The sequence below is a fragment of the Leucobacter chromiireducens genome (assembly GCF_051993095.1).
Lineage (GTDB): Bacteria > Actinomycetota > Actinomycetes > Actinomycetales > Microbacteriaceae > Leucobacter > Leucobacter chromiireducens.
In genome coordinates this window covers 2862303-2888100 of sequence record NZ_CP197024.1, presented here as the reverse complement: position 1 = coordinate 2888100, position 25798 = coordinate 2862303, and the positions used below count along the sequence as shown (strand labels likewise).

Annotated in this window: 20 protein-coding genes; 14 read left to right on the top strand and 6 right to left on the bottom strand. The window is 68.4% G+C overall.

Annotated elements, in window-relative coordinates:
• Positions 1-33: 33 nt before the first annotated feature.
• Positions 34-1134, bottom strand: a complete 1101-nt coding sequence (locus tag ACR81A_RS13035; protein WP_202380719.1) for an ABC transporter ATP-binding protein — start codon at positions 1132-1134, stop codon at positions 34-36.
• Between the two features lie 202 nt (positions 1135-1336).
• Between ACR81A_RS13035 and ACR81A_RS13030 the strand changes: the two genes are divergently transcribed.
• From ACR81A_RS13030 to ACR81A_RS13010, 5 genes are all read left to right on the top strand, one after another.
• Positions 1337-3910: a helix-turn-helix transcriptional regulator gene (locus ACR81A_RS13030; protein ID WP_440312042.1), complete on the top strand. Its 2574-nt coding sequence runs from the start codon at positions 1337-1339 to the stop codon at positions 3908-3910.
• Between the two features lie 140 nt (positions 3911-4050).
• Complete coding sequence (gene nagB, locus ACR81A_RS13025) at positions 4051-4842, top strand: glucosamine-6-phosphate deaminase (protein ID WP_202380721.1); 792 nt, start codon at positions 4051-4053, stop codon at positions 4840-4842.
• A 5-nt stretch (positions 4843-4847) separates the two neighbouring features.
• Positions 4848-6056: an N-acetylglucosamine-6-phosphate deacetylase gene (locus tag ACR81A_RS13020; protein WP_440312041.1), complete on the top strand. Its 1209-nt coding sequence runs from the start codon at positions 4848-4850 to the stop codon at positions 6054-6056.
• 127 nt (positions 6057-6183) lie between these two features.
• The gene (locus tag ACR81A_RS13015; RefSeq protein WP_440312040.1) at positions 6184-7398 is read left to right on the top strand and encodes an NADP-dependent isocitrate dehydrogenase; all 1215 of its coding nucleotides are present in this window, start codon (positions 6184-6186) and stop codon (positions 7396-7398) included.
• Between the two features lie 303 nt (positions 7399-7701).
• Complete coding sequence (locus ACR81A_RS13010; protein ID WP_440312039.1) at positions 7702-9417, top strand: 3-ketosteroid-delta-1-dehydrogenase; 1716 nt, start codon at positions 7702-7704, stop codon at positions 9415-9417.
• A 20-nt stretch (positions 9418-9437) separates the two neighbouring features.
• Here the strand turns inward: ACR81A_RS13010 and ACR81A_RS13005 are convergent, their stop codons facing one another.
• A complete protein-coding gene (locus ACR81A_RS13005; RefSeq protein WP_337248868.1) occupies positions 9438-10448 on the bottom strand; it encodes a LacI family DNA-binding transcriptional regulator in 1011 nt (336 codons plus the stop codon).
• 199 nt (positions 10449-10647) lie between these two features.
• On the opposite strand from ACR81A_RS13005, the gene ACR81A_RS13000 reads away from it, so the two are divergent.
• The 6 genes from ACR81A_RS13000 (at position 10648) to ACR81A_RS12975 (ending at position 17133) form a co-directional block, all read left to right on the top strand.
• Positions 10648-12327, top strand: coding sequence for an ABC transporter substrate-binding protein (locus ACR81A_RS13000; protein WP_237462181.1), 1680 nt, complete (start codon positions 10648-10650; stop codon positions 12325-12327).
• Between the two features lie 29 nt (positions 12328-12356).
• On the top strand, positions 12357-13307 hold the full coding sequence (locus ACR81A_RS12995; RefSeq protein ID WP_202380725.1) for an ABC transporter permease: 951 nt from the start codon (positions 12357-12359) through the stop codon (positions 13305-13307).
• Entirely contained in the window at positions 13304-14239 is a 936-nt protein-coding gene (locus ACR81A_RS12990; RefSeq protein ID WP_202380726.1) for an ABC transporter permease, read from the top strand. The genes ACR81A_RS12995 and ACR81A_RS12990 overlap by 4 nt, the downstream gene beginning before the upstream one ends.
• Positions 14239-15075, top strand: coding sequence for an ABC transporter ATP-binding protein (locus ACR81A_RS12985; RefSeq protein WP_202380727.1), 837 nt, complete (start codon positions 14239-14241; stop codon positions 15073-15075). Before ACR81A_RS12990 ends, ACR81A_RS12985 begins: the two co-directional genes overlap by 1 nt.
• Complete coding sequence (locus ACR81A_RS12980) at positions 15072-15920, top strand: ABC transporter ATP-binding protein (protein WP_202380728.1); 849 nt, start codon at positions 15072-15074, stop codon at positions 15918-15920. Before ACR81A_RS12985 ends, ACR81A_RS12980 begins: the two co-directional genes overlap by 4 nt.
• A gap of 148 nt (positions 15921-16068) precedes the next feature.
• Positions 16069-17133 (top strand): C45 family autoproteolytic acyltransferase/hydolase, encoded by a 1065-nt coding sequence (locus tag ACR81A_RS12975; protein ID WP_202380729.1) that lies wholly within the window; start codon positions 16069-16071, stop codon positions 17131-17133.
• Between the two features lie 80 nt (positions 17134-17213).
• On the opposite strand, the gene ACR81A_RS12970 is transcribed toward ACR81A_RS12975, so the two are convergent.
• Positions 17214-18884, bottom strand: a complete 1671-nt coding sequence (locus tag ACR81A_RS12970) for an amidohydrolase (protein WP_440312038.1) — start codon at positions 18882-18884, stop codon at positions 17214-17216.
• Between the two features lie 19 nt (positions 18885-18903).
• The gene (locus tag ACR81A_RS12965) at positions 18904-20154 is read right to left on the bottom strand and encodes an MFS transporter (RefSeq protein ID WP_440312037.1); all 1251 of its coding nucleotides are present in this window, start codon (positions 20152-20154) and stop codon (positions 18904-18906) included.
• A 135-nt stretch (positions 20155-20289) separates the two neighbouring features.
• Between ACR81A_RS12965 and ACR81A_RS12960 the strand changes: the two genes are divergently transcribed.
• Positions 20290-21249 (top strand): LacI family DNA-binding transcriptional regulator, encoded by a 960-nt coding sequence (locus tag ACR81A_RS12960; protein WP_202380732.1) that lies wholly within the window; start codon positions 20290-20292, stop codon positions 21247-21249.
• A 39-nt stretch (positions 21250-21288) separates the two neighbouring features.
• On the opposite strand, the gene ACR81A_RS12955 is transcribed toward ACR81A_RS12960, so the two are convergent.
• Positions 21289-22353 carry an LLM class flavin-dependent oxidoreductase gene (locus ACR81A_RS12955; protein ID WP_440312036.1) on the bottom strand — a complete coding sequence of 355 codons (1065 nt, stop codon included), beginning with the start codon at positions 22351-22353 and terminating at the stop codon, positions 21289-21291.
• 54 nt (positions 22354-22407) lie between these two features.
• Positions 22408-22776, bottom strand: coding sequence for a DUF2568 domain-containing protein (locus ACR81A_RS12950; RefSeq protein WP_202380734.1), 369 nt, complete (start codon positions 22774-22776; stop codon positions 22408-22410).
• 88 nt (positions 22777-22864) lie between these two features.
• Between ACR81A_RS12950 and ACR81A_RS12945 the strand changes: the two genes are divergently transcribed.
• On the top strand, positions 22865-24121 hold the full coding sequence (locus ACR81A_RS12945; protein WP_440312035.1) for an amidohydrolase family protein: 1257 nt from the start codon (positions 22865-22867) through the stop codon (positions 24119-24121).
• Positions 24122-24192: 71 nt separating this feature from the next.
• A complete protein-coding gene (locus ACR81A_RS12940) occupies positions 24193-25770 on the top strand; it encodes an ABC transporter substrate-binding protein (RefSeq protein ID WP_202380736.1) in 1578 nt (525 codons plus the stop codon).
• The last annotated feature ends 28 nt before the right edge of the window (positions 25771-25798 follow it).

Here is a 25798-nt window from a genome sequence, read left to right as displayed (position 1 = left end):
TCGTAACCGAACCGTGACCGCCGCGGCCGCCGCCTAGCTGAGGCGCTCGCCCGATTCCGCGTCGAAGAAGTGCAGGTGCTCGGGCGCCGGAGTGAGCACCACCCGCTCCCCGGCTCGCGGATGCACGCGGCCGTTGACGCGCGCCACGACCTCGACGCGAGCTGCGCTGTCATGCGCGGTGGCGGGGTCCTCGAGGTGTCCGTACAGGTAGCCGTCGGCGCCGAGCTCTTCCACAAGATCGATGACGACGGGAATCCCGTCGGCCCCTGCGGGGGCGAGCGCGAGGTCTTCCGGGCGGATCCCGAGCGTCACCGCAGCGCTGGATGCCGCGTCGCGCACCGCCGCAGGCGCCGGGACAGTGTGCGCGCCGAGGCGGATGGCGTCGCCCGAGAGCTCGGCCGGGAGGAGATTCATCGCGGGAGAACCGATGAATCCGGCAACGAACACGTTTGCCGGGGTTTCGTAGAGCTCGCGCGGGGTGCCGAGCTGCTGCAGCTTGCCCTCCTTGAGCACCGCGATGCGGTCGCCCATCGTGAGGGCCTCGGTCTGGTCGTGCGTCACGTACACGGTCGTGACACCGAGACGACGTTGCAGCGCGGCGATCTGGGTGCGGGTCTGCACGCGCAGCTTCGCATCGAGGTTCGAGAGCGGCTCATCCATGAGAAACGCCTGCGGCTGGCGCACGATGGCGCGGCCCATCGCCACGCGCTGGCGCTGGCCGCCCGACAGCGCCTTCGGCTTCCGCCCGAGCAGTGGCTCGAGATCCAGCATGCGGGCGGCTTCGAGCACGCGCGCTGAACGCTCCTCGGCGCTCACACCAGCGATCTTCAGGGCGAAGCCCATGTTGTCAGCGACGGTCATGTGCGGGTAGAGAGCGTAGTTCTGGAACACCATCGCGATGTCGCGATCCTTCGGTGGCATGTGCGTGACGTCGCGGTCGCCGAGCAGAATTCGACCCGAGTCGACCTCCTCGAGGCCAGCGAGCATGCGGAGCGTGGTCGACTTCCCGCAGCCCGAGGGGCCGACGAGAACCAGGAACTCGCCGTCGGCGACGTCGAGCGAGAGCCCGTCAACCGAGGGGCCGCTGGCGCCCGGGTACACCCGAGAGACGCCGTCAAAAGTGATTGCAGACATAGTGTTTCCTCCACCGGCAGGCACGTGCCGGACGATCCGTTGTAGAAGATGGCGCCCGTGTGAGCGCCACGCCCGTCGTTGGGCGGGCTCAGGCTAGCACGGGGGCCGGCGAAAAAATCTGCGCTCGGTGACGGTGCGCGGTACAGTGCAGGCAGACGCTCCGGTTGTGCTGGGGCAGAATCACCAGGGGTGGGAGAACCGCATGCGCGAACGCGAAATACGAGAAATTCAGGCATCGCTGCTTGAGGGATCCTCGGTTCGCCTCGTCGCCCCGCGCGAGACCGGGCGCACGTTTCTGCTCGAGCAGGTGGCCACGGCGATGGAGGCGCGTGGCTTCACCGCGTTCCGCGTGACGGGCCGGCGTGCGTTCCGCAACCAGCCGTACGTCGCGCTCCGTGAAGCTGGCCTCGTGAGCCTCCGTGGGGCGCAGAGTGAGAGCGATATTTCTGACGAGCTGGCGGCAGAACTCGACGCCGCTGCCCGGCCCGTGATTCTGGTTGACGACGCTGAGCACCTCGATCTGGAGTCCGCCTACCTCATCGAGCACTCGCGGGCTCGGCGGGACATCCCCACGGTCCTGTCAGCCCCGCCCTTCGTGATGCTCGACGCGCAGGGCCGCGCCGCCACGAACAAGATCCGCACCGAGGCACGTCTCGAGCTTGATCCGCTCGGCTACGCGCAAATCAGTCTGCTCGCGCAGCGCGTCCTCGGCGCTCCCGCGCAACCAGAAGTGCTCTCGCGAGTGCTCGCGATGTCCTCGGGGCTCACCGGTATCGCGGTGGCGATCCTGCGCAGCGCTGCCCGGGAGGGCAAGATCGTGCGGCAGGAGAGCGGCTGGGCGCTCGTCGCCGAGTCGCTCTGGAATGTGCACCTGCGCAGCAGCGTAGAGCAGCTCATTTTCGGCCTTGAGCGCGATGAGTTCCGGGCGCTCCACGCGCTCGCGCTTGCCGAGAGCGTCATCGTGGAGCGCTTCCACACGATCGCCTCAAAACCCCTGATCGGGCTCGCGCAGCACGGTCTGCTCACGACCTTCGCGGATACCGAGGGTGTTGCGCACGTCGCGCCGCGCCCGTCGCTCATTACCGACTACTTTCAGCACCAGCCGATCGATCCGCTGCACTACGAGGCGCTCGGGCTGCTGTGCGAGCTGGGCGACACTGAGGCGCAGGAGCGGGCGGGCGCCGGCGCGACGGAGATGCTCGCGCGCGCCGAGACGTTTGACCGCGCGCACAACCTCGGCACGGGAATTGCTCGCTTTCAGCGGGCCGCGAGCGACACTGAGCTCGCGAGCGCGACACGGGAGTGGCGGAGCGACCCGTCGAACGAGCACGCGGTGGCCTATCTCGATCGACTCATCACGACCGAGGGCTACATCACGAGTGCCGAGGCGGTGTTCGAGCGCACGGCTGGCGGGGGTGGCAGCCCCATGGCGATTCGCCTGGGCATGCACCGGCTCTTTTGGGACACCCAGGCGAATCGAGAGGACGCGCGCGCCCGTCTCCGCGCTGCTGTGGCTGCGGAGTCGAACCCGACTGCGCGACTCGCGTTCGAGGCGTTCGAGGCCTACCTGATCTTCTCGCGCATGGGGATGGACCCTGACGTGGAGGCGTGGTGGCAGCGTGCCGAGCAGCTGAGCGACGGGTTCTCGCTCGCGATCCACCATTTCATCGGCGTTATTTCGGGTCGGATCCATGAGGAGCTGCCGCTCGACCGGCTCGACTCGGCGCACCAGCTGCAGTTCGTCATCGCGGGGATCGGCAACACGATTACCCGCTCGCGCAACGAGCGGCCGGATGAGTATGAGCGCGAACTCCGCGCGGAGTTCGCAGCGGCGCGTGCGACGCAGGACTACCGGCGCATCACGATCTCCGCCTACTTCCTCGCGCAGCAGCAAGCCTCAACATTCCGCGACTTGCTCGCGACGGAAACGGTCAGCGCGACATTCGCGATCGGCACGCCGAGCCTTGCCTACGCCGACTACTTCCTGGCGCAGCTGCGCTGGGCCGCCTACCTGCACTACTTGCGGGGCGAGGCGGAGCTTGCGCGCTCGGTCCTCGCCGAGACCGCCCGCTACCCGGGAATCTTCGGCCCGCTTCCAGCTATGCACCCTGAGTTCGCTACCGCGGTGGAGCTGCTCGTCGACGGCGATTCGGACGGCGCGGTGGAGCTGCTGCTGCGCATCGCCGTGCACTGCCGCGAGGTGCTGCTCCCGGACGCGGCGTGGACGTACGCGGTCATCGCCTTCATTGAGCGACCTACGATCGAGGTGTTCGCACAGCTCGAACGAGTCGCTGACACCTCCACGCACGGCAAGCCCGACATCATGCAGCTGGTGCGTCGCGCGCTCGAAGAGGATCCCGAGCTGCCAAAGCTCGCGCAGCGACTCTCTCTCGACGCGGAGATCTCGACATCGCTCTCGTTGCTCTCGGCGATCCTGCGGAAACGGCCCGCCGCGGCGAATGGCGGCAACGACCAGTATGCCGAGCTGCTCAGCGACACCATTCGCGAACTGCGGGCGCTCCTCGCCGCCGACGTTTCGGCAGCACTCGACGCCGGGGCCTCCGATCGGAACGGGCCGCAGCTCACGAAGCGTGAACGCGAAATCTCGATGCTTGCGGCCTCAATGCAGAACCGTGAGATCGCCGACCGGCTGTCGCTCAGCGTGCGCACCGTTGAGAACCATCTTGCGCGCGCGATGCGTAAGCTCGGCGTGAGTTCTCGTGGCGAGCTCGCGCCGCGACTCACGCCCGGCGTGCCCTCGCGTGCGGGGGAGTGAGCGTGACGCGCCCTTGTCCGATGGTGCGTGTCCGCCGAACCGACCCGTATTCTGGTCGTGAACTGCGCCGAGCGACATCCGCCGCCGTGACGCTCGCTGCGCCCGCACCGGTGCAGCCCCGAACCGCATGGAGGAACTGAGTGGACGTCATCATCGTGGAGAACGCGGCAGCGGTCGCGGAGCAGGCGGCTGAGCTCATCGCCGCGCGCATCGCCCAGAAGCCGAGCGCCGTGCTCGGGGTCGCGACCGGCTCCTCGCCCGTCGGAACCTACGAGGCGCTCGCGGCCCGTGTACGAGCCGGTGAACTCGACTGCTCCGAGGTCAGTGCCTTCGCACTCGACGAGTACGTCGGCCTGCCGCTCACCCACCCGGAGAGCTACCACGAGGTCATCCGCACCACCGTGACCGAGCCGCTCGGCCTGGATCCCGCGCGGGTCAACGTGCCCGACGGCAGCGCGGCGGACCTCGAGGCGGCCGGCGCCGACTACGAGCGCCGGATCGGCGCGGCGGGCGGAGTTGATCTTCAGCTGCTTGGCATTGGCGCGAACGGTCACATCGGCTTCAACGAGCCCTGCTCCTCCTTCGCGTCACGCACGCGGATGAAGACGCTCGCGCCGCAGACCCGCGAGGACAACGCGCGTTTCTTCGACAGCCTCGACGAGGTGCCGCTGCACTGCATCACGCAGGGACTCGGGACCATCCACGACGCGCGCGAGCTGCTGCTTGTCGCGCAGGGGGAGGGGAAGGCCGACGCCGTTGCCGCGATGATCGAGGGGCCCGTTGCGAGCATCTGCCCCGCGAGCGCGTTGCAGCTGCACCCGCGTGCCACCGTGATCGTGGACCGCGCCGCGGCGAGCAAACTGCGCCTGGTGGATTACTACGAGCACGTGCAGCGGCACAAGCCTGCTGCGCGCGAGACCGCCGGAGTCTAGCCACGGTGAGCGAGATCATCGCGGCCGGCCGGGTGGTCACCAGCACGGCGAGTTATTCGCCCGGCTGGGTCGAGGTTGCGGCCGGGCGCACGGTCGCGCTCGGTGCGGGCGCCCCGCCCCGCACCCCGACGCACGATCTCGGCTCCGCGATTCTCGTTCCCGGCTTTGTGGACATCCACGTGCATGGCGGGGGTGGGGCTGATTACCCGACGGGCACTGCAGCAGCCGCGCGCGCGGCGCGAGCCGCCCACCTCGCCCACGGCACCACGCAGAGCATGGCGAGCCTGGTGGCTGCGTCACCGGACACACTGCGGGCACAGCTGGCTGCGCTCGCGCCGCTCGTGGCGGACGGCACCCTGGGCGGGATCCATCTCGAGGGGCCCTGGATCAGCCCCGCCCGGGCTGGCGCGCACGACCCTGAGCAGCTTCGCGATCCTGATCTCCGCGAAATCGACGCCCTGCTCGCCGCGGCCCCGGGCGCGATCCGCATGGTGACGCTCGCGCCCGAACTGGCCGGAGCGATTGCGGCGATCGAGCGGTTTCGTGCGGCAGGGGTCGTGGTGGCCATTGGGCACACCGATGCCGACGCGGCGACCGTGCGAGCCGCAATTGACGCGGGCGCAACGGTGGCCACCCACCTGTTCAATGCGATGCCGCCGCTCCACCACCGCACGCCCGGCCCCGTGCTCGCGCTGCTGGCGGACCCGCGCGTGATCGTGGAGCTCATCGCGGACGGCACGCACCTCGATGATGCGCTCGCGCACTGGGTCGCCGCGCAGGCCGGGCCGGATCGCGTGGCGCTCGTCACTGATGCGATGGGCGCGGCAGGCTGTGGTGACGGCGAGTACCGGCTGGGGGTGCTTGATGTGACGGTCGCAGGCGGCGTTGCGCGCCTCGCGGGAACCGAGACCATTGCCGGGAGCACCGTGACGATGGACGCACTCTTCCGTGGGGCGGTGGGCGGCGCGCCCGAGGCTGCCGGTGCGCATGCCGAGTCGCGGTGGAGCGACGCCGCACTCGAAGCCGCCGTGCGCATGACTGCGACGACGCCCGCGCGCGCCGCTCGGTGGGCAGAAGTGGGCGATATCGCGCCGGGGCTTCGCGCGGACTACGTGGCGCTCGACGCGGAACTACAGATCGTGCACGTGTTTTCAGCGGGCGAGTCCGTTCGAGAAAATATCTCGACGCCGAGATATTCAGCAGAACTCGGGTAGAGTGGAGGGTGGTCCTACCGGACCCACCCCGGGCGCGCGTGTTGCGCAGCGCCCGCATGAATTCAGCGCGTGGCGCACACTGAGCCGCGCGCCTCCGAGCTCACACAATACGACACTGGGAGAAGCGTTGGCGAAGATCAAGGTAGCAGGCACCGTCGTCGAACTCGACGGCGACGAGATGACCCGCATCATCTGGCAGTTCATCAAGGATCGGCTGATCCATCCGTACCTCGACCTCACGCTCGAGTATTACGATCTTGGCATTCAGCACCGCGATGAGACCGACGACCAGGTGACGATTGACGCGGCGAACGCGATCAAGAAGCACGGCGTTGGCGTGAAGTGCGCCACGATCACCCCCGACGAGGCGCGCGTAGAAGAGTTCGGCCTCAAGAAGATGTGGCGCAGCCCGAACGGCACGATCCGCAACATTCTCGGTGGCGTGGTGTTCCGCGAGCCCATCATTATCTCGAACATTCCCCGCCTGGTGCCCGGCTGGAACAAGCCGATCATCATCGGCCGTCACGCGCACGGCGACCAGTACAAGGCGACCGACTTCAAGGCCGGCCCCGGCAAGGTCACGATGACGTTCGAGCCCGCTGACGGCTCGGAGCCGCAGCAGTTCGAGGTCGTCACCCTGCCCGAGGGCGGCGGCGTGATCCAGGGTCAGTACAACTTCAACGAGTCGATCCGCGACTTCGCTCGCGCCTCGTTCAAGTACGGCCTGTCGCGCAAGTACCCCGTTTACCTCTCGACGAAGAACACGATCCTGAAGGCCTACGACGGCCAGTTCAAGGACATCTTCCAGGAGGTCTTCGACGCAGAGTTCAAGGCGCAGTTCGACGAGCTCGGCCTCACCTACGAGCACCGCCTCATCGACGACATGGTCGCTTCGGCCATGAAGTGGGAGGGCGGCTACGTCTGGGCATGCAAGAACTACGACGGCGACGTGCAGTCGGACACGGTTGCGCAGGGCTTCGGCTCGCTCGGCCTCATGACCTCCGTGCTGATGACGCCGGACGGGCAGACCGTTGAGGCTGAGGCCGCACACGGCACGGTGACGCGTCACTACCGCCAGCACCAGCAGGGCAAGCCGACCTCCACCAACCCGATCGCGTCGATCTTCGCGTGGACGCGTGGCCTTGCCCACCGTGGCAAGCTCGACGGCAACCAGGAGCTCATCGAGTTCTCGGAGACGCTCGAAGACGTGGTCATCAAGACGGTCGAGTCGGGCAAGATGACGAAGGACCTCGCGCTCCTCGTCGGCCCGGAGCAGGCGTTCCTCACGACCGAGGAGTTCCTCGGCGCGATCGACGAGAACCTGCAGCAGCGCCTGGCATAGGCAAAACGCGGAGCGTTTTGCGCCAGGCGCTGGTCGCGCCACTGCGCGAGCTGGCATAGGCAAAACGCGGAGCGTTTTGCGCCAGGCGCTGGTCGCGCCACTGCGCGAGCTGGCATAGGCAAAACGCGGAAGCCCGTCGCACCATCCCCTCGCGGGAGGTGCGGCGGGCTTTCGCCGTATCTCGGCGTGTGCGACACCTTCTCATCAGGGCAATCACCGCGTCCTAGCGAGAGCGCGGCGCGCGGGTTAGCCTGGAAGGGCGGGCCAGAGCCGGCCCGCCGTTCCCTCACCTGGAGGTGGATGATGCGTGCGCAGACCATTCCCGCACCGCGCCCAATCGAGGAAATGACGGTTGATCTGCTGATCGTTGGCTCGGGTACCGGACTTGCAACGGCGCTCGCGGCCCACGAGCGGGGGCTCAACGTCGCGGTGATCGAGAAGACCGAGTATGTGGGCGGTTCGACTGCGAGATCGGGCGGAGCGTTCTGGATCCCCGCAAACCCCGTGCTTGAGCGCGACGGGGCCGTCGATTCGCTCGAGCGTGGTGCCGAATACATCGAAACCGTGGTGGAGGGCACGAGCCCGCCCGCGCGGTGGCGCCCCTATCTGGACCACGGCGCCGAGGCCGTGCGCATGATCGAGCGCACTACCCCGTTGCGCTTTCGGTGGATTCGGGGCTACTCCGATTACCAACCCGAGCGCGCTGGCGGCAATGCCGCGGGGCGTTCGGTGGAGGCGCGACCGTTTGACCTCGCTCGACTCGGCACCGAGCGGACACGCTTCCGCCCTGCGGCGATGGCGGCGCCGTTTCCCATGCCGGTCACCGGGGCGGACTACAAATGGCTGAACCTGATCGCGCGCTTGCCGCTGCGCGTCCTGCCGCGCGCGATCAGGCGAGCGGTGCAGGGGATCGGGGGCAAGCTCCTCGGGAGGGACTATGCGGCGGGAGGGCAGGCATTTGCCGGTGGGCTCTATGCGGGGGTGTTGAACGCCCGGATCCCGATCTTCACCGAGACCGAGCTGATGCAACTTATCCGGGATGGTGAGCGGGTGACGGGGGCCGTGGTGCAGCAGGGGGCGCGGCAGGTGACCGTGACTACGCGGCGGGGAGTGGTGCTCGCAGCTGGCGGTTTTGACCACGAGATGCAGATGCGGCGCGCTTACCAGTCGCCCGGACTCGTGCGTGACGTGAGCTTGGGAGCGGATGGGAACACGGGCGACGCGATCCGTATTGGGCAGGAGGTGGGCGCAGGATTGCGTCATATGGATCAGGCATGGTGGTTCCCCGCGATTGCCCCCGTGGACGAAAGTGCGGGGCCACAGATCCTGCTCGCGGAACGCTCGCTTCCCGGTTCCTTCATGGTGGACGCGAGCGGAAAACGATTCATCAACGAGGCGCTGAACTACATGGCGTTCGGGCAGGAAGTGCTGCGACGCGAGGCCGCAGGGGACCCGGTGGGCCGGATGTGGCTCGTGTTCGATCAGCGGTACCGCAATGACTACCTCTTCGCCGGGCAAGTGTTTCCCCGAATGCCGCTGCCGCGCAGTTGGTACCGAGCGGGGATCGCGCATCGGGCCCAGTCGCCCGCGATGTTGGCGCGCGCCATGGGCGTGCCCATCGCCGCGTTCGAGACCGCGTTCCGACGGTTCAACGCGAATGCGGGAGCGGGGATCGACGAAGACTTCCAGCGGGGGAACTCTGCCTACGACCGGTACTACGGCGACCCCACTCGCACGCCGAACCCGAATCTGCGCGGCCTCGACGGGAGCCGCTTGTACGCGGTTGAGGTGGTGCTTTCAGACCTCGGGACCTGCGGAGGATTGCGTGCCGATGGCGCGGGGCGTGTGCTCACGGACGAGGGTGAGGTGATCCCAGGACTCTTCGCCCAGGGAAATACCGCGGCGAATGCGTTCGGCGAGGTGTATCCCGGTGCGGGCGCCACCGTGGGGCAGGGCATCGTGTTTGGGGTGGCGATCGTCGATGCGGTGCTTGGGGACGGGCCGGCGCGCGTGCGCTGACCCGTTTCCCACAGGGCGGGCTACGAGCGAGGCACACCCGCGGCGCGGCTCGTTGAATCACGCACCGCGAGCGTTGCCGTCGGCACCTCGAGCGGCCCACTCGGTGCGCGACCCTCCGCGAGATGCACCGCAACCTCGACCGCGCGGGCAGCGATCCCTTCCGGGTGGAGGTCGAGGGTGGTGACGCTCGGCGTCGACATGCGGTTCTGGATCGCGCCGGATCCTGCCGCGATCAAGAGCTCCTCGGGCACACTGATGCCCCTCGCCGCGGCTGCTGCATTGAGGCCCGCCGCGTGGCGGCCCGTGAGACAGAAGATGGCGTCGGGGTGCGTGCCGCGAGCGCCGAAGAAGCGCTCCGCGGCGGCCTCGCCCGCGCGCTCGCCCTCGCTCTCGGGAAACGCGGCGATGTCGGGGGACTGGCCGTGACGCGCACACCACTCGAGGTAGGCGTCTTCCGACTCGCGGTTCCAGGCGTTCTCGTCCGTGCCCGTGAGGAGGGCGACGCGAGTGCCGCCAGCCTCGCGCAGGTGATCGAGCACCAGGATCGCCTCCTCCCAATCGCGGGTGGCGAGTTCCACGAACTGGCCCGGGCGCGCGGGATCGGAGCCGACCGAAACGACTGGGATGTGGCGCTCGGACAGCATGGTGAGCACCGGATCGTTGGCGAAAGGCTCGGTGACGATGTAGGCATCGGCGGCGGTCGCGCTGAGGGGAGCATCGGGACGAGTGGGGTCGTCGACGAGCATCATGCTGTAGCCGTGTTCCATCGCTGCGAGTGAGGCCGCTCCGGCCATACGGAGGAAGTAGTCAACGCCCTCGGGGAGGAACGTGTCGAGACTGTGCAGCGGGCGAATGACGAGTGCGAGGAGGCCAAGCCGCGAGTTCTGCAGGCCCTGGGCGATGGGGCTGGGGCGATACCCGATCTCGTCGGCCACTTTCTCGATGCGCTCGACGGTCTCGCGGCGCACAACGCCCTTGCCGTTGAGGGCGTGTGACACGGTCGTCGGAGAGACGCCGGCCGCCTTGGCCACGTCTTTGATCGTCGGTCTCCCGCTGCGCTGCACCTCGCCAGGATAGCCCTTCCGAGCTGGGGAAGGTGGTCTCGGAAGGGGGGTCGGGCCCCGATCCGTTACCGAAACGTGAAAACCAAACCGTTTTGCACAAATCGTTTTGGGTGTTAGCATCCTGCGTGGGTCTTCGTTCGGCATCGCGCCGGGCCAAGGAGATTCAATGACGAAACTTCGAATGGAGAACAACGTGAAACTCGCACCGATGCGGGCATCGATCGCCCTCTTCGCCATCGCGGGCCTTGCGCTCACCGGCTGCGCTTCCGGCAGCCGTGGCGGAGACGCCGGCGGCTCGAATGCTGAAGACGCCCTGCTGCAGACCACCCCGGCCCCGGCGGCCGACGCCGACAAGGTCACCTGGAACTCCACCTACGGTGAGCTCGCAAGCCTCGACCCGGTCAAGGCATTCAACTACCCCGAGAACACCATCGTCTCGAACCTCTGCGAGCCGCTGTTCCAGATGCAGCCCGACTTCTCGGTGCAGCCGAACCTGGCCACCGAGGCGAACACCGAGGACGGGAAGACCTGGACCCTCGGTATCCGCGATGACGTGACGTTCTGGGACGGCACCCCGATGACCGTGCAGGACGTGGTCTTCTCCCTGAACCGCCACATCGATCCCGCAGAGGGCAGCTATTGGGGCGGCGGCACCGTCGCCAACATCGCGAAGGTTGCTGCGAGCGGCGACGCCGAGCTGACGATCGAACTCAAGACGCCCGACTACACCCTGCCCTCCTCACTCAGCACCGTGATCGGTGTGGTCGTGCAGGAGAAGCAGCGCAAGGCGGCTGGCGAAAACTACGGCAACCCGGAGACCGGCGTCATGTGCACCGGCCCGCTGCAGTTCACGCCCGGCAACTGGAAGCAGGGACAGTCGATCACCCTCGACCGCTTCGACGGCTACTGGAACGCTGACAAGCAGGCGCACGCGAAGCAGGTGGAGATCGGCTTCGTCGTTGATCCGACCGCCATCGCGAACGGCCTCGCCACCGGTGAGATCCAGGGCTCGTACGACGTTCCGCTTCCCGCGCTGGGCCAGCTGAAGAGCAGCACGAGTGGCACGCTCTACTCGGGCCAGGGCATGCAGGACATGGCGATCATCTCCACCGGCGAGGGCCTCTTCGGGAACCCCGTCGTGCGTCGTGCGCTCACCCGCGCGACTGACCGCCAGGCAATCGCCGATACGGTCTACGAGGGCACGGGCACCGTGGCGCGCTCGGTCGTGCCGCAGTCGGCCTGGGATGCGATCCCCGGCGTCGCAGAGCTGCGCGACACTGAGCTCCCCGACCTGAGCTACGACATCGAGGCCGCGAAGGCGGAGCTTGAGGGCGCTGACGTCGACCTCTCGCAGCCGATCAAGATCGCGTACCCGAGCGAGCGCAGCTTCTACGCTGACATCCTCAACGAGATGGCGAACGGCGCGAAGGAGCTCGGCATCACGCTCGAGCCCACCGGCGTGCCGAGCGCGCAGTTCGGTGCATTCTTCTCCGACCCCGAGGCGCGCAAGGGCTTCGACGGCTTCGTCACCACGAACTACCTGAGCGCTCCGGACCCGCTGCTGCACCTCATCAGCGTTGCGAAGACGGGAAGCGACCAGAACTACGCGAAGTTCTCGGATCCGAAGGTTGACGCGGCGCTCGATGCTGCGATCGCCGAGCCCGACGAGCAGAAGCGTGCCGAGCTGACGGTCGAGGCTGAGGCGCTCATCATGGCTGCGCAGCCGTGGGTGCCGATCAACGACCTCGCCGTGCGCATGTACATGGACGAGAGCATCACGGGTGCGCCCGCGTCGTTCGTCTACCTGTACTACCCCTGGGCTGCTGACCTCGGCGCAACGGCCTAGCGAGTGATCGCAGCAGGAAAGGATCGCTCATGATCTACCTTGGAAAACGGCTCGCCGCCCTCGTCGGCGTGCTCATCGTGTCCAGCTTCATCGTGTTCGCTGGCATGTACCTCGCGCCGGGCAGCCCCGAGCAGTTCCTCGTGCAGGGGCGCACGGTCAGCCCGGAGGTGCTCGCGGCAATTCGCGAGCAGTACGGTCTGGACGATCCTTTCCTGCTGCGCTACTGGCACTGGCTGCTTGATGTGCTGCAGGGCGACCTCGGCCGCTCGCTCATCACGCAGCAGGACGTGACCACCCTCGTCGCGTCCCGCCTCCCCACCACGCTCTACCTGGCGCTCTTCGCCGCAATCCTCATCGCCGTGTTCGGCGTGGGCCTCGGCGTGCTGGCCGCCACCAAGTCGGGCGTCTTCGAGAAGCTCGTGGTGTTCGGCTCGAACCTTGGCTTCGCCGTTCCCACCTTCTTCGCGGCACTCGTGCTCATGTTCCTCTTCGGCTCAAACCTGGGCTGGTTCCCCGTCTCCGGATCGGGTGAGGGATTCGTCGACCGGCTCTGGCACTTAACCCTCCCCGCGATCGCGCTCGCTTTCCCGGGCATCGCCGTTGTGGCGCGCATCACGCGCACCGCGGTGCGCGAGGAGCAGGGTTCCGAGCACGTGATCATGGCGATTGCGCGTGGCGTGCCGAAGCAGCTCGTGCTGTGGCGGCACACGATACGCAACTCGATGCTGCCGGTCTCCACTGTGATCGGCACGCAGATCGCCGGCCTCCTCGCGAGCGCCTTCGTGATCGAGTACGCCTTCACCCTCGACGGCATCGGCTCGCTGCTCGTCAACTCGGTGCAGAAGAAGGACTTCGCCGTGGTGCAGGCGATCGCCCTCATCATGGTGCTGGCCTTCGGCCTCATCAACCTCATCGTCGACCTGCTCTACGCAGTCATCGACCCCCGTGTCCGCCTGAGCCAGGGAGTGGCAGCGCGATGACCGAGCAGAACTTCACCAAGCGCCCTGACGCGAACACGCGGGCGCAAGACACTGTGGCCGTCCAGCTGCTGCGCAAGCATCGCGGTGACGTGCCCACCACCGGCTGGCAGCTGCTGCGCCGTCGCCTCGGGCCTGTTGGGCTCGTGAGCCTCGCGATCATCATCCTCGTGGTGGCGATGGCGCTCCTCGCTCCGGTGATCGCGCCCTACGACCCGTTCGAGGGCAGTGTGACCGCCCGCCACGAGGCGTGGAGTCTCGCGCACCTGATGGGCACCGATCAGTCGGGTCGCGACATTCTTTCGCGCATCATCTGGGGCGCACGAACGAGCCTCATCGGCCCCACGATCGTGATCCTCATCACCGCGTTCCTCGCCACAACCCTCGCCCTCACCGCGGTGTGGTTCGGCGGCAAGGTCGACGCGTTCATCAGCCGCGTGCTTGACGTGCTCTTCGCATTCCCGAACATGCTGCTCGCGATCCTCGCGGTCGCAATCTTCGGCCCCTCGCTGCTCACCGCCTCGATCGCGTTGGCGATCGGTTTCACGCCATACTCGGCGCGCGTGATCCGCTCGGTGGCGCTGCGCGAGCGCAACCTGCCCTACGTCGCCTCGGCTCAGCTGCAGGGCATCTCGGGTTTCCTCATCACCGTGCGCCACATTCTGCCGAACGTGCGCACACAAATTCTCACCGGCATGACGATCAACTTCGGGTACGCCATGATCGAGCTCGCCGCCCTCTCGTTCCTGGGCCTCGGCGTGCAGCCGCCCACCCCGGACTGGGGCCTCATGGTCTCGAACGGGCAGGCCTCGCTGCAGCAGGGCTTCTGGGAGCAGAGCATCTTTGCCGGCCTCATGATCGTCATCACCGTCGCCGCGTTCGGCTACGTCGGCGAACAGCTCGGCGGTCGCCGCGCCGCAGGAAGGACCCGCTGATGCTGCACATCGAACAGCTCGTGCTCACCGTCACCGACCCGGACACCGGGCGTGAGACAGAGATCCTGCACGGCAACTCGTTTACGCTCGGCCAGGGCGAGGCACTCGGCCTCGTCGGTGAGTCGGGCTCCGGCAAGTCGATGACGCTGAAGTGCATCCTCGGCATCGAACCGAGCGGCGCTCGCGTCGACGGCAAGATCGAGCTCGACGGCGCAGATCTTCTCGCGACCAAGGGCGAGGAGCTGCGCAGGATCCGCGCTGAAGACCTCGCGCTGATCGCGCAGAACCCGCACGGCGCCCTCAACCCGGTGCTGCCGGTCGGCCGCTACCTCGTGGAGGGGATGGCCGATGCGCGCTCGATGAGCCGAGCAGACGCCGAGGCGAAGGCCGCTGAGCTGCTTCTCTCCGTGGGCATTGCGGACACGGAGCGCGTGCTGCGCTCCTACCCGCACCAGCTCTCGGGCGGCATGCTGCAGCGCGTCGTCATTGCCGGTGCGATCTCCGGTTCGCCGAAGCTGCTCCTCGCCGATGAGCCGACCACCGCGCTCGACGTGACCACGCAGGCCGAGGTCGTGGCGATTCTCGATGAGATGCGCCGCGAGCACGGCCTCTCGATGATCTTCGTCACCCACGATCTCGACCTTGCCGCCGCCGTGTGCGATCGCCTCGCTGTGATGAAGGACGGCGAGATCCTCGAGATTGGCACGCCGGACGAGATTCGGGATCACCCGAAGACCGAGTACACGCGCAATCTCATGGCCGCGCGACCTATGCTCTACCCGGCCGGACATCCCGCTTCCCCGGGCCAGACCGCGACGAAGGAGTCAGGCGAATGAGCGACACCGCAATCATCGAAGCGCGCGGCCTGAGCCGTACCTTCCACCTCAGCCGCAAGGCGAGCGTCACTGCGCTGGACGATGTGAGCTGCGAGCTGCGCACGGGCACCTGCCTCGCCGTGGTCGGCGAATCCGGCTCGGGCAAGTCGACCCTCGCCCGTGTGATCGTGGGGCTCGAGTCCGCCGACTCTGGCACCGTGCGCATCTCGGGCAACGAAGTGCAGCCGACCACCGCCCGTCGTGAGCTGCGCAAGCGCGCGAAGCTCGTGCAGATGGTGTTCCAGGACCCGCAGGGATCGCTCAACCGCTCGCTTCCCGTGAGCGCGACGATCGACGAGATGCTGCGCGCTCACCGACCCGACCTCGACCGAGCCGGGCGCCGCGCGCGCGTGCTCGAGCTGTTCGCAGAGGTGGGGCTCACTGAGCGCCACGCCGATGCGAAGCCCGCCGCGCTGTCCGGCGGGCAGAAGCAGCGCGTGGCGATTGCCCGAGCGCTCGCCGCGGAGCCCGAGATCATCGTGCTCGACGAAGCCGTCTCGGCGCTCGACGTCTCCGTGCAGGCTCAGGTGCTCGCGCTGCTCAAGCGGCTGCGCGAGGAGCACGGGCTCTCCTACCTCTTCATCACGCACGATCTCTCGGTGGTGCGCGACATTGCCGATGACGTGGTGGTGATGCGGCAGGGCCGGATCATCGAGCGCGGCACCGTCGACGAGGTGCTCGACACCCCGCAGGATCCCTACACCCAGCTGCTCATCGCGTCCGCGCCGCGCCCCGGATGGAAGCCGCAGCGCGGTCTCCGGGACGCGCTGCTCGGGGCCAGCGCGAAGGGATCCCCAGCTCCGTAGCGCCTCTCCTCGTCACCCGAGCCCGCCGACGAGCTGGCGCCTGGCTGTCCACTGGCAGCCAGGCGCGGCCTCGGCGCGCAAGAAACAGCTTCAGATCCGCTTCGTGGGCCCACCAACTGCGTTGCCGAAACCTCAGAAAGAACACACCATGACCGAGAACACGAGCCGCATCCACCTGGATCTGAGCGGCAGCACCCGGCGCGAGCTCGGCCTCGCGCGTGGCATCGCCCTGCGCGACACGCTCGCGGCGGCTGCCGAGCAGTACACCAACCTGTTCCGCATGATTGAGGTCGATCCCGAGCGAGAGCGCGCGGGCATCGAGACCATTTTGGAGACGCTGGGCGTGTGGCGCCCGGAGATCGTCGAGGAGCTGCGCGGGATCGCCGAGGGATCCGGGGTGCCGCTCGACCGCGTCGTCGCGCTCAACGCCCGCACCGAGATTCTCGCGCTCGGCAACCGGGCCGCGCACGAGTGCTCGACGCTGACCTCCGTGATTGATGGGCACCGCTTCGGCGTGCAGACGTGGGATTGGCACATCGAGTTCGATGCGCTGTGGCACACGCACACCGTCACGGGCCCCGGATATCGCTATGCCGGGCTCACGGAGCAGGGAATTGTCAGCAAGATCGGCGTGAATGAGGCGGGCCTGGGGCTCCACTTCAACATCCTGGGCCACGCGGAGGACCGCCCCGAGGGTGTGCCGATGCACGTACTGTCGAGTGTGGTGCTCACCGAGTGTGCGACGATCGCGGAGGCACTCGAGCTGATTCGCAGCGCGCCCATCACCTCGTCGTCCGCGTTCACGATGGTGGACGCGACGGGGGCCGTGTCGGTCGAGATGAGCCCGGCCGGCGTGTTCCCGATCCCCGAGGTGGCCGGTTCCGTGCAGCGCACGAACCACTTCCAGCACGAAACCCCGCTGGGTGGACAGAAAACTGAGCTCTACGAGCCCGACTCCTCCGAGCGGCTCGAGCTCGTGCGCGAACGCCTGGAGACGGGGCTGCCGACCGCGCCCGAGGCGATGGTGCGCCTGCTGCTCTCCGGCGAAGGGCAGCCGCCGCTCACGTGCGTGCCCGACATGACGAAGGCGTTCGGTGAGCGCTGGGCCACGCTCGCGACGATCATCACGGACCCAGACGCGCGCACGATCCGCGTGCTCGACGGCATGCCCACCGACGCCGAGACCGGCGAGTGGCGGGTGCTCACCGCCTAGCCGCGCGTCCGCGAAGGAGAGACGGCCGGGGGCCCGGGGCGCTGATGCGCCCCGGGCCCCCGGCCGTTCGCGTGGACGCGCTAGGCCCGGACGCCATCGACGTAGGTGGCGAGCACGGGCGTCTGCGCGAGTTCCTCAGGGGAAACCGCGAGCGGATCCTCGGCGAACACCGTGAGCGCGGCCCGTGCGCCCGGGCGGATCGCACCCTCGTCGTCGACCCCGATCGCGCGCGCCGCGTGCACCGTGTACCCCTCGAGTGCCTCGAGGGGGGACAGCGCCTGCTCGGGTTGTACCGGGAGCAACTCGGGGCGCGCGAGGGGCACCCGGAGAATCGTCTCCGCCATCATCGCTCGTGGATCGTAGGGGGTGACGGGCCAGTCGCTGCCGAGCGCGAGCACGGCGCCAGCGTCACGGAGGTCTTTGCAGCGCCAACCGTGCGCAGCGCGCTCCTCGCCGAGCCGCACCGACCAGTTATCGCTCCGATCGGCGCGCGTGTGCCGCGTACCGTGGATAGGCTGCATGCTCGCGGCGACTCCGAGGGCCGCGAAGCGCGGCACGGTCTCGTCGGGGATCGTCTCGATGTGCTCGATCCGGTGCGTTGCACGGGCGCGCAGCTCGCCGAGAGACTCGAGCGCATCGAGCACAAACGACACCCCGCGGTCGCCGATCGCGTGGGTTGCTGTGGAGATGCCCTGCGCAGCAAAGAAGCGGAGCGCTCTGCGGTATGCCTCGGGGTCCGTCCAAATTGAGCGGAGCCCCTCGCCGTAGCAATCGGGCTCGGCGAGCCATGCAGAGCCGTTGTCGACGGTCCCGTCAATCATGAACTTCACGCCGTCGACCCGCCAGCGCCGGCCGTGGAGGCCTTGGAGATCAGCGATCTCGCGGAGCGCCGCGTCGTTCGAGCCAGGCGGCACCATGGGGGAGAAGCGCAACCGGAGCGGCAGCTCGCCCCGCTCCTCGAGGAGTTCGAGCACCTCGCGGCTCCCGTCGTGGAAGTCCATCACGTGCGTGCCGGTAATCCCGGTCGCTGCCATGCCGGCGAGCACATCGGTGAGCCGGTCTGCGCGCCGGGTAAGGGGCTCGGCCGGCACCTGCTCGAGCACGAGGTCCATGGCTGCGAGCTCGAGCAGGTAGCCCGTCGGGTTCCCGTCGACGTCGACGCCCACGGCGGACTCGTCGGGGAAACGCTCGGCGCCTGTGAGGCCCACGTACGTGATCGCGGCGCTGTTGACGACGGCGGAGTGCGCATCGCGCATCCGGAGGAAGAGCGGACGGCCAGCCGTGACGTCGTCGAAGATCCTGCCCGAGAATCCGGTCTCTGCGAAGATATTCGGGTCGACGCCCCAGCCGAAGACCCATTCGCCCTCGGGTGTTGCCGCGGCAGCCGTTGTGAGCGCCGCGCGCACCTCGTCGAGTGAGCGGTCGGTGAGCTGCACGCCGCGGGTGAGCTCGAGCCCGAACACGATGTGCGTGTGGCCGTCGATCAGACCAGGCACGATCGTTGCGCCTGGGAACTCGTCGACGATGGTCGCGGGCCCGCGGAGCTCAGCAAGCGACTCGGGAGTGCCGACTGCGAGCACCCGGCCTGCAGCGACCGCAACCGCCGAGTGGGCTCCGTCGGGGCTGAGATCAGTGAGCGCGTGGACGCGCGCGCCCACCACGATGCGCTCGGCTGGCGTGGCGGCGGGAGCCGCTACGCGAACGGGAGCGGGGGAAGCAGAGAGATCTGCGGGGCGCTGCTGAGTGGGCATAGGGATCCTTCCTTCAGGGCTACGTGTGCTCGACGAGGGGTGCGGCAACGGGAAGCGCGGTCGTATTGCCGTCCTCGAACTTGCGCCGGGAGCGCGAGATGAGGAAAAGGGCCGCGCCGAACACGATGCTCGGAGCGGTGACCACGAGCGCGTACTGGATGGGGCTCAGAACGCCGACGAGCTGGCCGCCGATGAGCGGGCCGAACGCGACGCCCGCCAAGTAGAAGCCGGAGACGATGACGCCGACGCGGCCTGTGACGTCCATTACCGCGGCGAGGCCCGTGACGAGCACCAGGATCGCGCCGTACATGACGCCCCAGATGACGATCGAGACGCTGTAAGCGAGTGCGGAGCCGCTTGTGATCATAATGAACTTCGTGATCGTGCTGATCGCGATGATGATGACGAGCGACCAGCTGCGGCCGATCCAGCGCAGTGCGAGCGGCGCGAGGAGCGCGCCGAGCAGGCCGCCGCCAACTTTGCCCGCGAGGAGCGCGCCGGAGACCTCGGGCGTGAGTCCCGCCTGATCCGCGAGCACGCTGGTCATCGAGTAGACCATGTCCTCGGTGAGCGACCAGAGGCACATCGAGACGGCGAGCACGAGTGCGGTGATCGTCACGGTGCGCGAGGCAGCGGGCGGGGTGGCTGCAGCGGCGACGCTGGATCCCGTGTCGCGGGGGAGGCCCGCGCCGGTCGCAGGGAGGTTCGGGAGGCCGCCGGCGAGGAGCAAGCCGAGCAGGCCGAGCGCGGCGATCACGATGAGCACGGAGCGCAGGTCGTTGTGGAAGAGCGGCGCGATCGCGAGGAGCGCGGTGGCGCCGATCCGGTTGATCACCATCACGGTGGTGACGGTGCGGTCGGGATTCTGCGTCGAGGATGCAGCCGCAGTGCCGGTCGCGATCATGATGCCGGCACCGATCCCACCGAGCATGAGACCGCCCATCACCGCCGGGGTAGTGAGCAGGGCGGCCGCGATCCCGTAGCCGAGCACCATTGCGAGGAGACCGAGGCGTCCGAGTCGGGGGCGATCGGCGGTGGCGATGAAGCGGGACGTGATGAACATGGCGAGCGCCGAGCCCGCGGTCATACCGGTGGCGAGGGCGCCCGCGGTAGCGATGTCGACGCCGAGATCCTGCACCATTGCGGCGATGAGCACGGGCACGAGGTTCGCGGCCATGAGCGCGATTACCCAGGTGCCGACGAAGCCCATGATGACCTTCCCGGTCAGCGCGGCGAGGCCGGCGGGGGCTGCGGGGGTGGCTGTGGACACAGGTGACTCCTTTGTCGAGTGGGCGGCGCGGCCGCGGGATCATGTGCGGGAACGTTCCCGCACTGCGTAAATATACGTGCCAGACCGTGCGCGCGCAACTGCGGATCGACGCCGGGTGGCCCCTATGCTGGAGCTATGGCTGCTTCCGGAGTGACGATCGTCGACATTGCCCGGGCGCTCGGTATCTCGAAGACGGCCGTCTCCTCCGCGCTCCACGGCCGCGGCCGGGTGTCCGAAGAAACGCGTCAGCGTGTGCTCGCGCAGGCCGAAGCGATGGGATACCAGTCCAATCGCGCGGCGCAGCGGCTCCGTGGTGGGCAGCACGGGGCGATCGGATTGCACCTCCCGGCTGACCTCCGCGAGCTCGCGTTCTACATGGAGTTCACGTTCGGCGTCGCAGACGTTGCCGCCGAACGTGGACTCGATCTTCTCCTCCGCACGGCTGCCACGGGAGGATCGCCCCGCCCCGAGGTGGACGGCCTGCTTGTCGTCGACCCAACTCCCGACACTTTTTCCGACGCCGTGCGCGGGCTCGGGGGCGTCCCTGTGGTCGCAGTAGGCGAGTACCGTGGCCCAGGGAGCGCGGCCGTCACCGCCTCGATCGCTGCCGACCACCGCGGTCTCATCGGGCAGGTGCTCGACGACCTCAGCGAGCGCGGCGCCGAGCGTCCTGCTCTCGCCGCGCTTGAGGAGCAGCGCGAACCGCTCTGGGCGAGCGACGTCGTGGCGGGGTACCGCGACTGGTGTAGCGCGCACGGGGCAGAGTCGTTGGTCCTGCGCGTCCCGGTGGCGCCCACGGACGCCGAGATCAAGCGGGCGCTCGCCGAGGTCGAGACGGCCGGACACGATGCGCTTGTCTGGGTAGCGCAGAGTGTTGTGCCGCATGCCCTTGCGCTGCAAGCCCGCGGACACGGCACTGGGATCAAGCTCGGCACGATGGCAGTGGATCCCGGCGCCGCGCGAGCCGTCGGGGTCGACCTCCGGCCACGCGCCTACGGGCGAGCCGCCGCCGAACTGCTCCTCGGGGTGCTCGCGGGCACGGTCGCGGTCGGCGCACACGAGGTGCACATGGCGGAGCTCGTCGGCCCGACCTAAACCGCGTGTCCCGGGCTGGCACCCTGCGCGAGCTGCGAGCTAGCGCAGCAGCTCGCGCACGCGCGGGATCACCTCGGTGCCGTACAGCTCCACGCTCTGCATGAGCTGCGCGTGCGGCATCGTGCCGTTCGCGTACTTGAGGTCGAAGCGATCGGCGCCGAGCGTCCGCACGGTCTGCGCGATGCGCTGCGCAACGGTTTCGGGCGAGCCGACGTACAGCGACCCCGTGTCAGCCTCGCGTTCGAACTCGGCGCGCGTGGTGGCCGGCCACCCGCGCTCGGCCCCGATTCGGTTGCGGTTGCGTTCGAAGTGCGGCCACAGCTGCTCGCGCGCCTCGGCGTCGGTGGCTGCAACGTGGCCGGGCGAGTGCACGCCGAGCGGCATCTGCTCGCGGCCGAGCTCAGTCTGCGTCTCGCGGTAGAGGTTCGCGAAGGGGAGGAAGCGTGCCGGGTCACCGCCGATGATGGCGAGCATCATCGGGATGCCGACCTCCACGGTGCGCAGCACGGAGTGCGGGCTGCCACCCACTCCGATCCACGCGTTGACGCCGTTCGGCTGCTCGGTCTTCGGGTACACCTCCTGTTCGACAAGTGCGGTGCGGTGGCGCCCCGACCACGTGACGGGTCCCTCGGAGCGCAGCCGGGCGAAGAGCTCAAGCTTTTCGGAGAACAGCTGGTCGTAGTCCTCGAGGCGGTACCCGAAGAGGGGGAACGACTCGGTGAACGAACCGCGGCCCAGGATCACCTCGGCGCGGCCCGAGCTCACGGCGTCGAGCGTGGCAAACCGCTCGTACACGCGCACGGGGTCGTCGCTCGAGAGCACGGTGACGCCCGTGCCCAGCAGGATGCGCTCAGTCTGGCCGGCGATTGCGGCGAGCGCGATCTCGGGCGAGCTCAGCGCGAAGTCGTCGCGGTGGTGTTCGCCGAGGGTGATGGCGTCGACCCCGAGGCGGTCGGCGAGTGCGGCCTGCGCGACCACGTCTCGCAGCACCTGGGCATGCGAGTTGCGGCTGCCGTCTGCGGCGAATGTGACGTCGCCAAACGTATCGAGGCCGAGGATGAGCTGGTCGGCTGAGGCGCCGGCGACCGTGCGCGGAAGTGTCATGCCAGCTACAACGGCGGCGCGCCCGCGGCTATTCCGCGCAGCGGAACCGAGCGACTACGCGCGGCGGCGGCGCGACGTGAGGTACCCGACCACCGCGCCGGCCACACCGAAGAGCGCGGGCCACACCCAGAAGATACCGAAGGAGAGGAGCGCCGCGACGGCCGCTGCGAGCAGCATGAGCTCAAACAGTGCGGCCGCGAAGTAGTCCACGCGCAGCACGGGGCGCGGCGAGAGGAAGAGTGCCCACAGCAGCACCGAGAGCACCAGCATGCCGAGGCCGGTGAAGATTCCCGGGAAGGGGAGCGGCCAGGACAGGAAGCCCCACACCGTAATCACAACGATGGCGACGAGGTGGAACAGGCCACGGGCAAGCTGGAAGCCTGCGGCCGTGCGTGCGGACTGGGGAGAAGCGGTGCTGGTCACCCGCCCAGTCTACCCGCTGTAGTGCGGGGTGGTTCAGCGTCACTCTGAGCAAGTGGTCCATCTCAATTACTCTCGGTACCGTACATACATGGACCAGGCGCGGCAGGCGACCGGGCCCGCACACTCGGGAGTGCCCGGGGCGGGCTCGATCTCCGGCGTGCGCGTGCTGAGCGAGGCCGGCGACTTCGGCGCACCGCGCGCACTGCACTGGAACCACAGTCGCATCACCGCGGCCCCGAGCTCGCCCGCCTCTGCCGCCAGCGACGGCACCGGGTTGTGGGTGATTCCGGGTCTTGTCGACACGCACGTGCACGCTGCGTGGCACGCTTTTGACGAGGCGGATCGTCATCAGATCCCCCCGGCAGTCCAGCGCGCCGCGACCGCGACGGGGCTCGCGCGCACCCTCGCGGCCGGCATTACGCAGGTGCGCGACGCGGGCGGCCTGAGCGCCGACGAGCTGGCTGCGCTCCCAGCGGCAGAGCGTCCGGAGGTGCAGCTCTCCGTGCGCCTACTGGACCGAGCTGCGGCCGACGCCGCGGGCAGCCTCGACCGGGCGGTGGCGCAGGTGCTAGACGCGGGCGCGGAGTGGGTGAAGCTTGTCGCCACTGCCGGTGTCGCGAGCCCCGCCGGTGCGGGCCTGGAACCGGTGTTCTCGGCGGCCGAGGTGCAGGGCGCGGTCGCGCGCGCAGAGCGATCCGGCGCAGCCGTCATGGTCCACGCGTGGGGCGGCGAAGCGATTGATCACGCGATCTCCGCGGGCGCCGCGAGCATCGAGCACGGGATCTTCCTCACCGACACCCAGGCCCACGCTGCGGCGTCCGCGGGGCTCACCCTCGTGCCCACGCTGCGGATCTATCGTCTGGTGCAGCGGATGATCGCCGCGGGCGCCCTGCCCCGAGCCTTCCGTGCCCGCGTCGACGAGGCAATTGGGTCGCACCCGATCGCGGTGCGTCGCGCGCGCGACGCCGGGCTGCCGATCGCGGTCGGCACGGACTCGGGCACGCCGGATCAGCACGGCACCGCGGCCCTCGAGGTTGATGCGCTTCGTGAGGCAGGCTTGAACGCTCAGGAAGCGCTGCTCGCGGCCACCCGTTCGGGGGCGAAGCTGCTCGCGCGGGTCGATCGGGATCGGGGCCGCGCGCAGTTTGCGGGAACCCTCGCCCCCGGCGCGCCAGCCGACGCGGTGGTGCTCACCCGGGATCCGCGCGAGCCGGGAGTTCTCGCTGATCCGGCTGCGATCGTGGGCGTGCTGCGGGCCGGGGTGTTCCGTGGCAATCCGCGACAGAGCGATGCGCTGCGCGGGGTCGGGTTCGTTCCCGGGGTGCCACCGCCCGCGACCCCCTAGCTTTCGTATCTCACCGGCCGACGCGCCCGTCGCCCGGTCCCATGATCTTCCCGCTCGAAAGGACCATCCACATGACCGCACAGCTTCCCAGGCGCCGACGCCTGGCACTCGCGGGCGCAGCCCTCGCCGCAGCACTCGTGCTCTCCTCGTGCGCCGCGGGCGCTGCCCCGGGCGATGCCGCGGCAGGAGGCGACCCTGTTTCCGGGGGCACGCTCACCTTCGGTCGCGTCGCTTCTGCGGACAACCTCGATCTCAACCAGCAGATCACGGCGAACAACGCGTTCGCGATCGATAAGATCTTCGAGCCGCTCGTGAGCTTCGATGAGCAGGGCGCCATTGTGCCGTGGCTTGCGGAGTACACCGCGAACGATGCGGGCACCGAGTACGTGTTCACGCTGCGCGAGGGACTCACCTTCTCTGACGGTACCCCCGTCACCCCAGCTGACGTGGTGTTCTCGCTGAACCGCCACCTCGAGGTCGAGGGGCCGCTGCCGCTCACGGCACCCATCGACAGCATCGCGGAGACGGGGGAGCGCGACGTGACGATCACGCTGAAGACTCCGTACACACCGTTCCTCTCCGAACTCGCCGGATTCTCGAACGGCATCTTCCCGAAGGACTTCGGCGGGGTGAGCGAGGAAGAGTTCTTCCAGAAGCCCATCGGCACCGGGCCGTTCGCGGTCGAGAAGTTCGACCCGAACGGCGACCTGAGCTTCGTGAAGAACGAGCACTACTGGCAGGAGGGCAAGCCCTACCTCGCTGGGCTCGAGTACCGCGTGATCGCGGATGACGCGCAGCTGCGCCAGCAGCTCGCGGCCGGGCAGATCGACGCGATCGACACGGTTCCCGCCGCGAACGCGGCCGAGGTGGATTCGGCGGCCGACACCGTGCTCTCCAACACCTCCGGGTGGTCGACTGAGCAGGTCTTCTTCAACACGCAGCGCGCGGAACTCGGCGATCAGCATGTGCGCCGGGCCATCGCACACGCGCTCGATCGCGAGGGCATCACCGCCGCCACCACGTTCGACACGGCTGAGGTCGCAAACGCGCTCTTGCCGCCCACCATCACGGACTCCGCGAATGACACCGTGACGCCCCTCGCGTTCGACGTGGAGGCAGCCAAGGCTGAGCTCGCAAAGTCGGCGTACCCCGATGGATTCTCCACCACCCTGCTGATTGCGAGTGGCAACGCGCAGCGCGCGCAGATCGCGCAGATTGTGCAGGAGTCGCTCGCGAAGATCGGTATCACCGTGAAGATCGAGCAGCTCGACATCGCCGTGTTCCGCGAGCGTTTCTTCGCATACGACTTCGACATGATGCTGAACAGCGGGCAGTCTGATGCGCCCGACCCGAACGGCTTCATCACATTCCAGGCGGACCCCGAGGGTTTCAGCAAGTCGTACTGGACCCACTACACGAACGACCAGGTGACACAGCTGATGCATGAGGGCCGCACGACCGCGGAGGGCCCCGAACGCACCAAGATCTACGCGGAGATTCAGCAGATCCTCGCGGACGATGTGCCCTACATCCCGCTCTTCTTCCCTGCAAACTTGAAGGCCACAACGAGCGAGGTGCAGGGCTTTACGGTGCTGCCGAACGGCAGCGTCCGCTTCCAAGACGCCTGGCTCACGGGCGGCGGCAAGTAGCCGAGCAGACAAACTGACGCGTGCGCGC

Coding starts and splice junctions, on each gene's coding strand:
- ACR81A_RS13035 (WP_202380719.1), bottom strand. CDS start 1,134: ATGTCTGCAATCACTTTTGACGGCGTCTCTCGGGTGTACCCGGGCGCC.
- ACR81A_RS13030 (WP_440312042.1), top strand. CDS start 1,337: ATGCGCGAACGCGAAATACGAGAAATTCAGGCATCGCTGCTTGAGGGA.
- ACR81A_RS13010 (WP_440312039.1), top strand. CDS start 7,702: ATGCGTGCGCAGACCATTCCCGCACCGCGCCCAATCGAGGAAATGACG.
- ACR81A_RS13000 (WP_237462181.1), top strand. CDS start 10,648: ATGACGAAACTTCGAATGGAGAACAACGTGAAACTCGCACCGATGCGG.
- ACR81A_RS12995 (WP_202380725.1), top strand. CDS start 12,357: ATGATCTACCTTGGAAAACGGCTCGCCGCCCTCGTCGGCGTGCTCATC.
- ACR81A_RS12990 (WP_202380726.1), top strand. CDS start 13,304: ATGACCGAGCAGAACTTCACCAAGCGCCCTGACGCGAACACGCGGGCG.
- ACR81A_RS12985 (WP_202380727.1), top strand. CDS start 14,239: ATGCTGCACATCGAACAGCTCGTGCTCACCGTCACCGACCCGGACACC.
- ACR81A_RS12980 (WP_202380728.1), top strand. CDS start 15,072: ATGAGCGACACCGCAATCATCGAAGCGCGCGGCCTGAGCCGTACCTTC.
- ACR81A_RS12975 (WP_202380729.1), top strand. CDS start 16,069: ATGACCGAGAACACGAGCCGCATCCACCTGGATCTGAGCGGCAGCACC.
- ACR81A_RS12970 (WP_440312038.1), bottom strand. CDS start 18,884: ATGCCCACTCAGCAGCGCCCCGCAGATCTCTCTGCTTCCCCCGCTCCC.
- ACR81A_RS12960 (WP_202380732.1), top strand. CDS start 20,290: ATGGCTGCTTCCGGAGTGACGATCGTCGACATTGCCCGGGCGCTCGGT.
- ACR81A_RS12955 (WP_440312036.1), bottom strand. CDS start 22,353: ATGACACTTCCGCGCACGGTCGCCGGCGCCTCAGCCGACCAGCTCATC.
- ACR81A_RS12945 (WP_440312035.1), top strand. CDS start 22,865: ATGGACCAGGCGCGGCAGGCGACCGGGCCCGCACACTCGGGAGTGCCC.
- ACR81A_RS12940 (WP_202380736.1), top strand. CDS start 24,193: ATGACCGCACAGCTTCCCAGGCGCCGACGCCTGGCACTCGCGGGCGCA.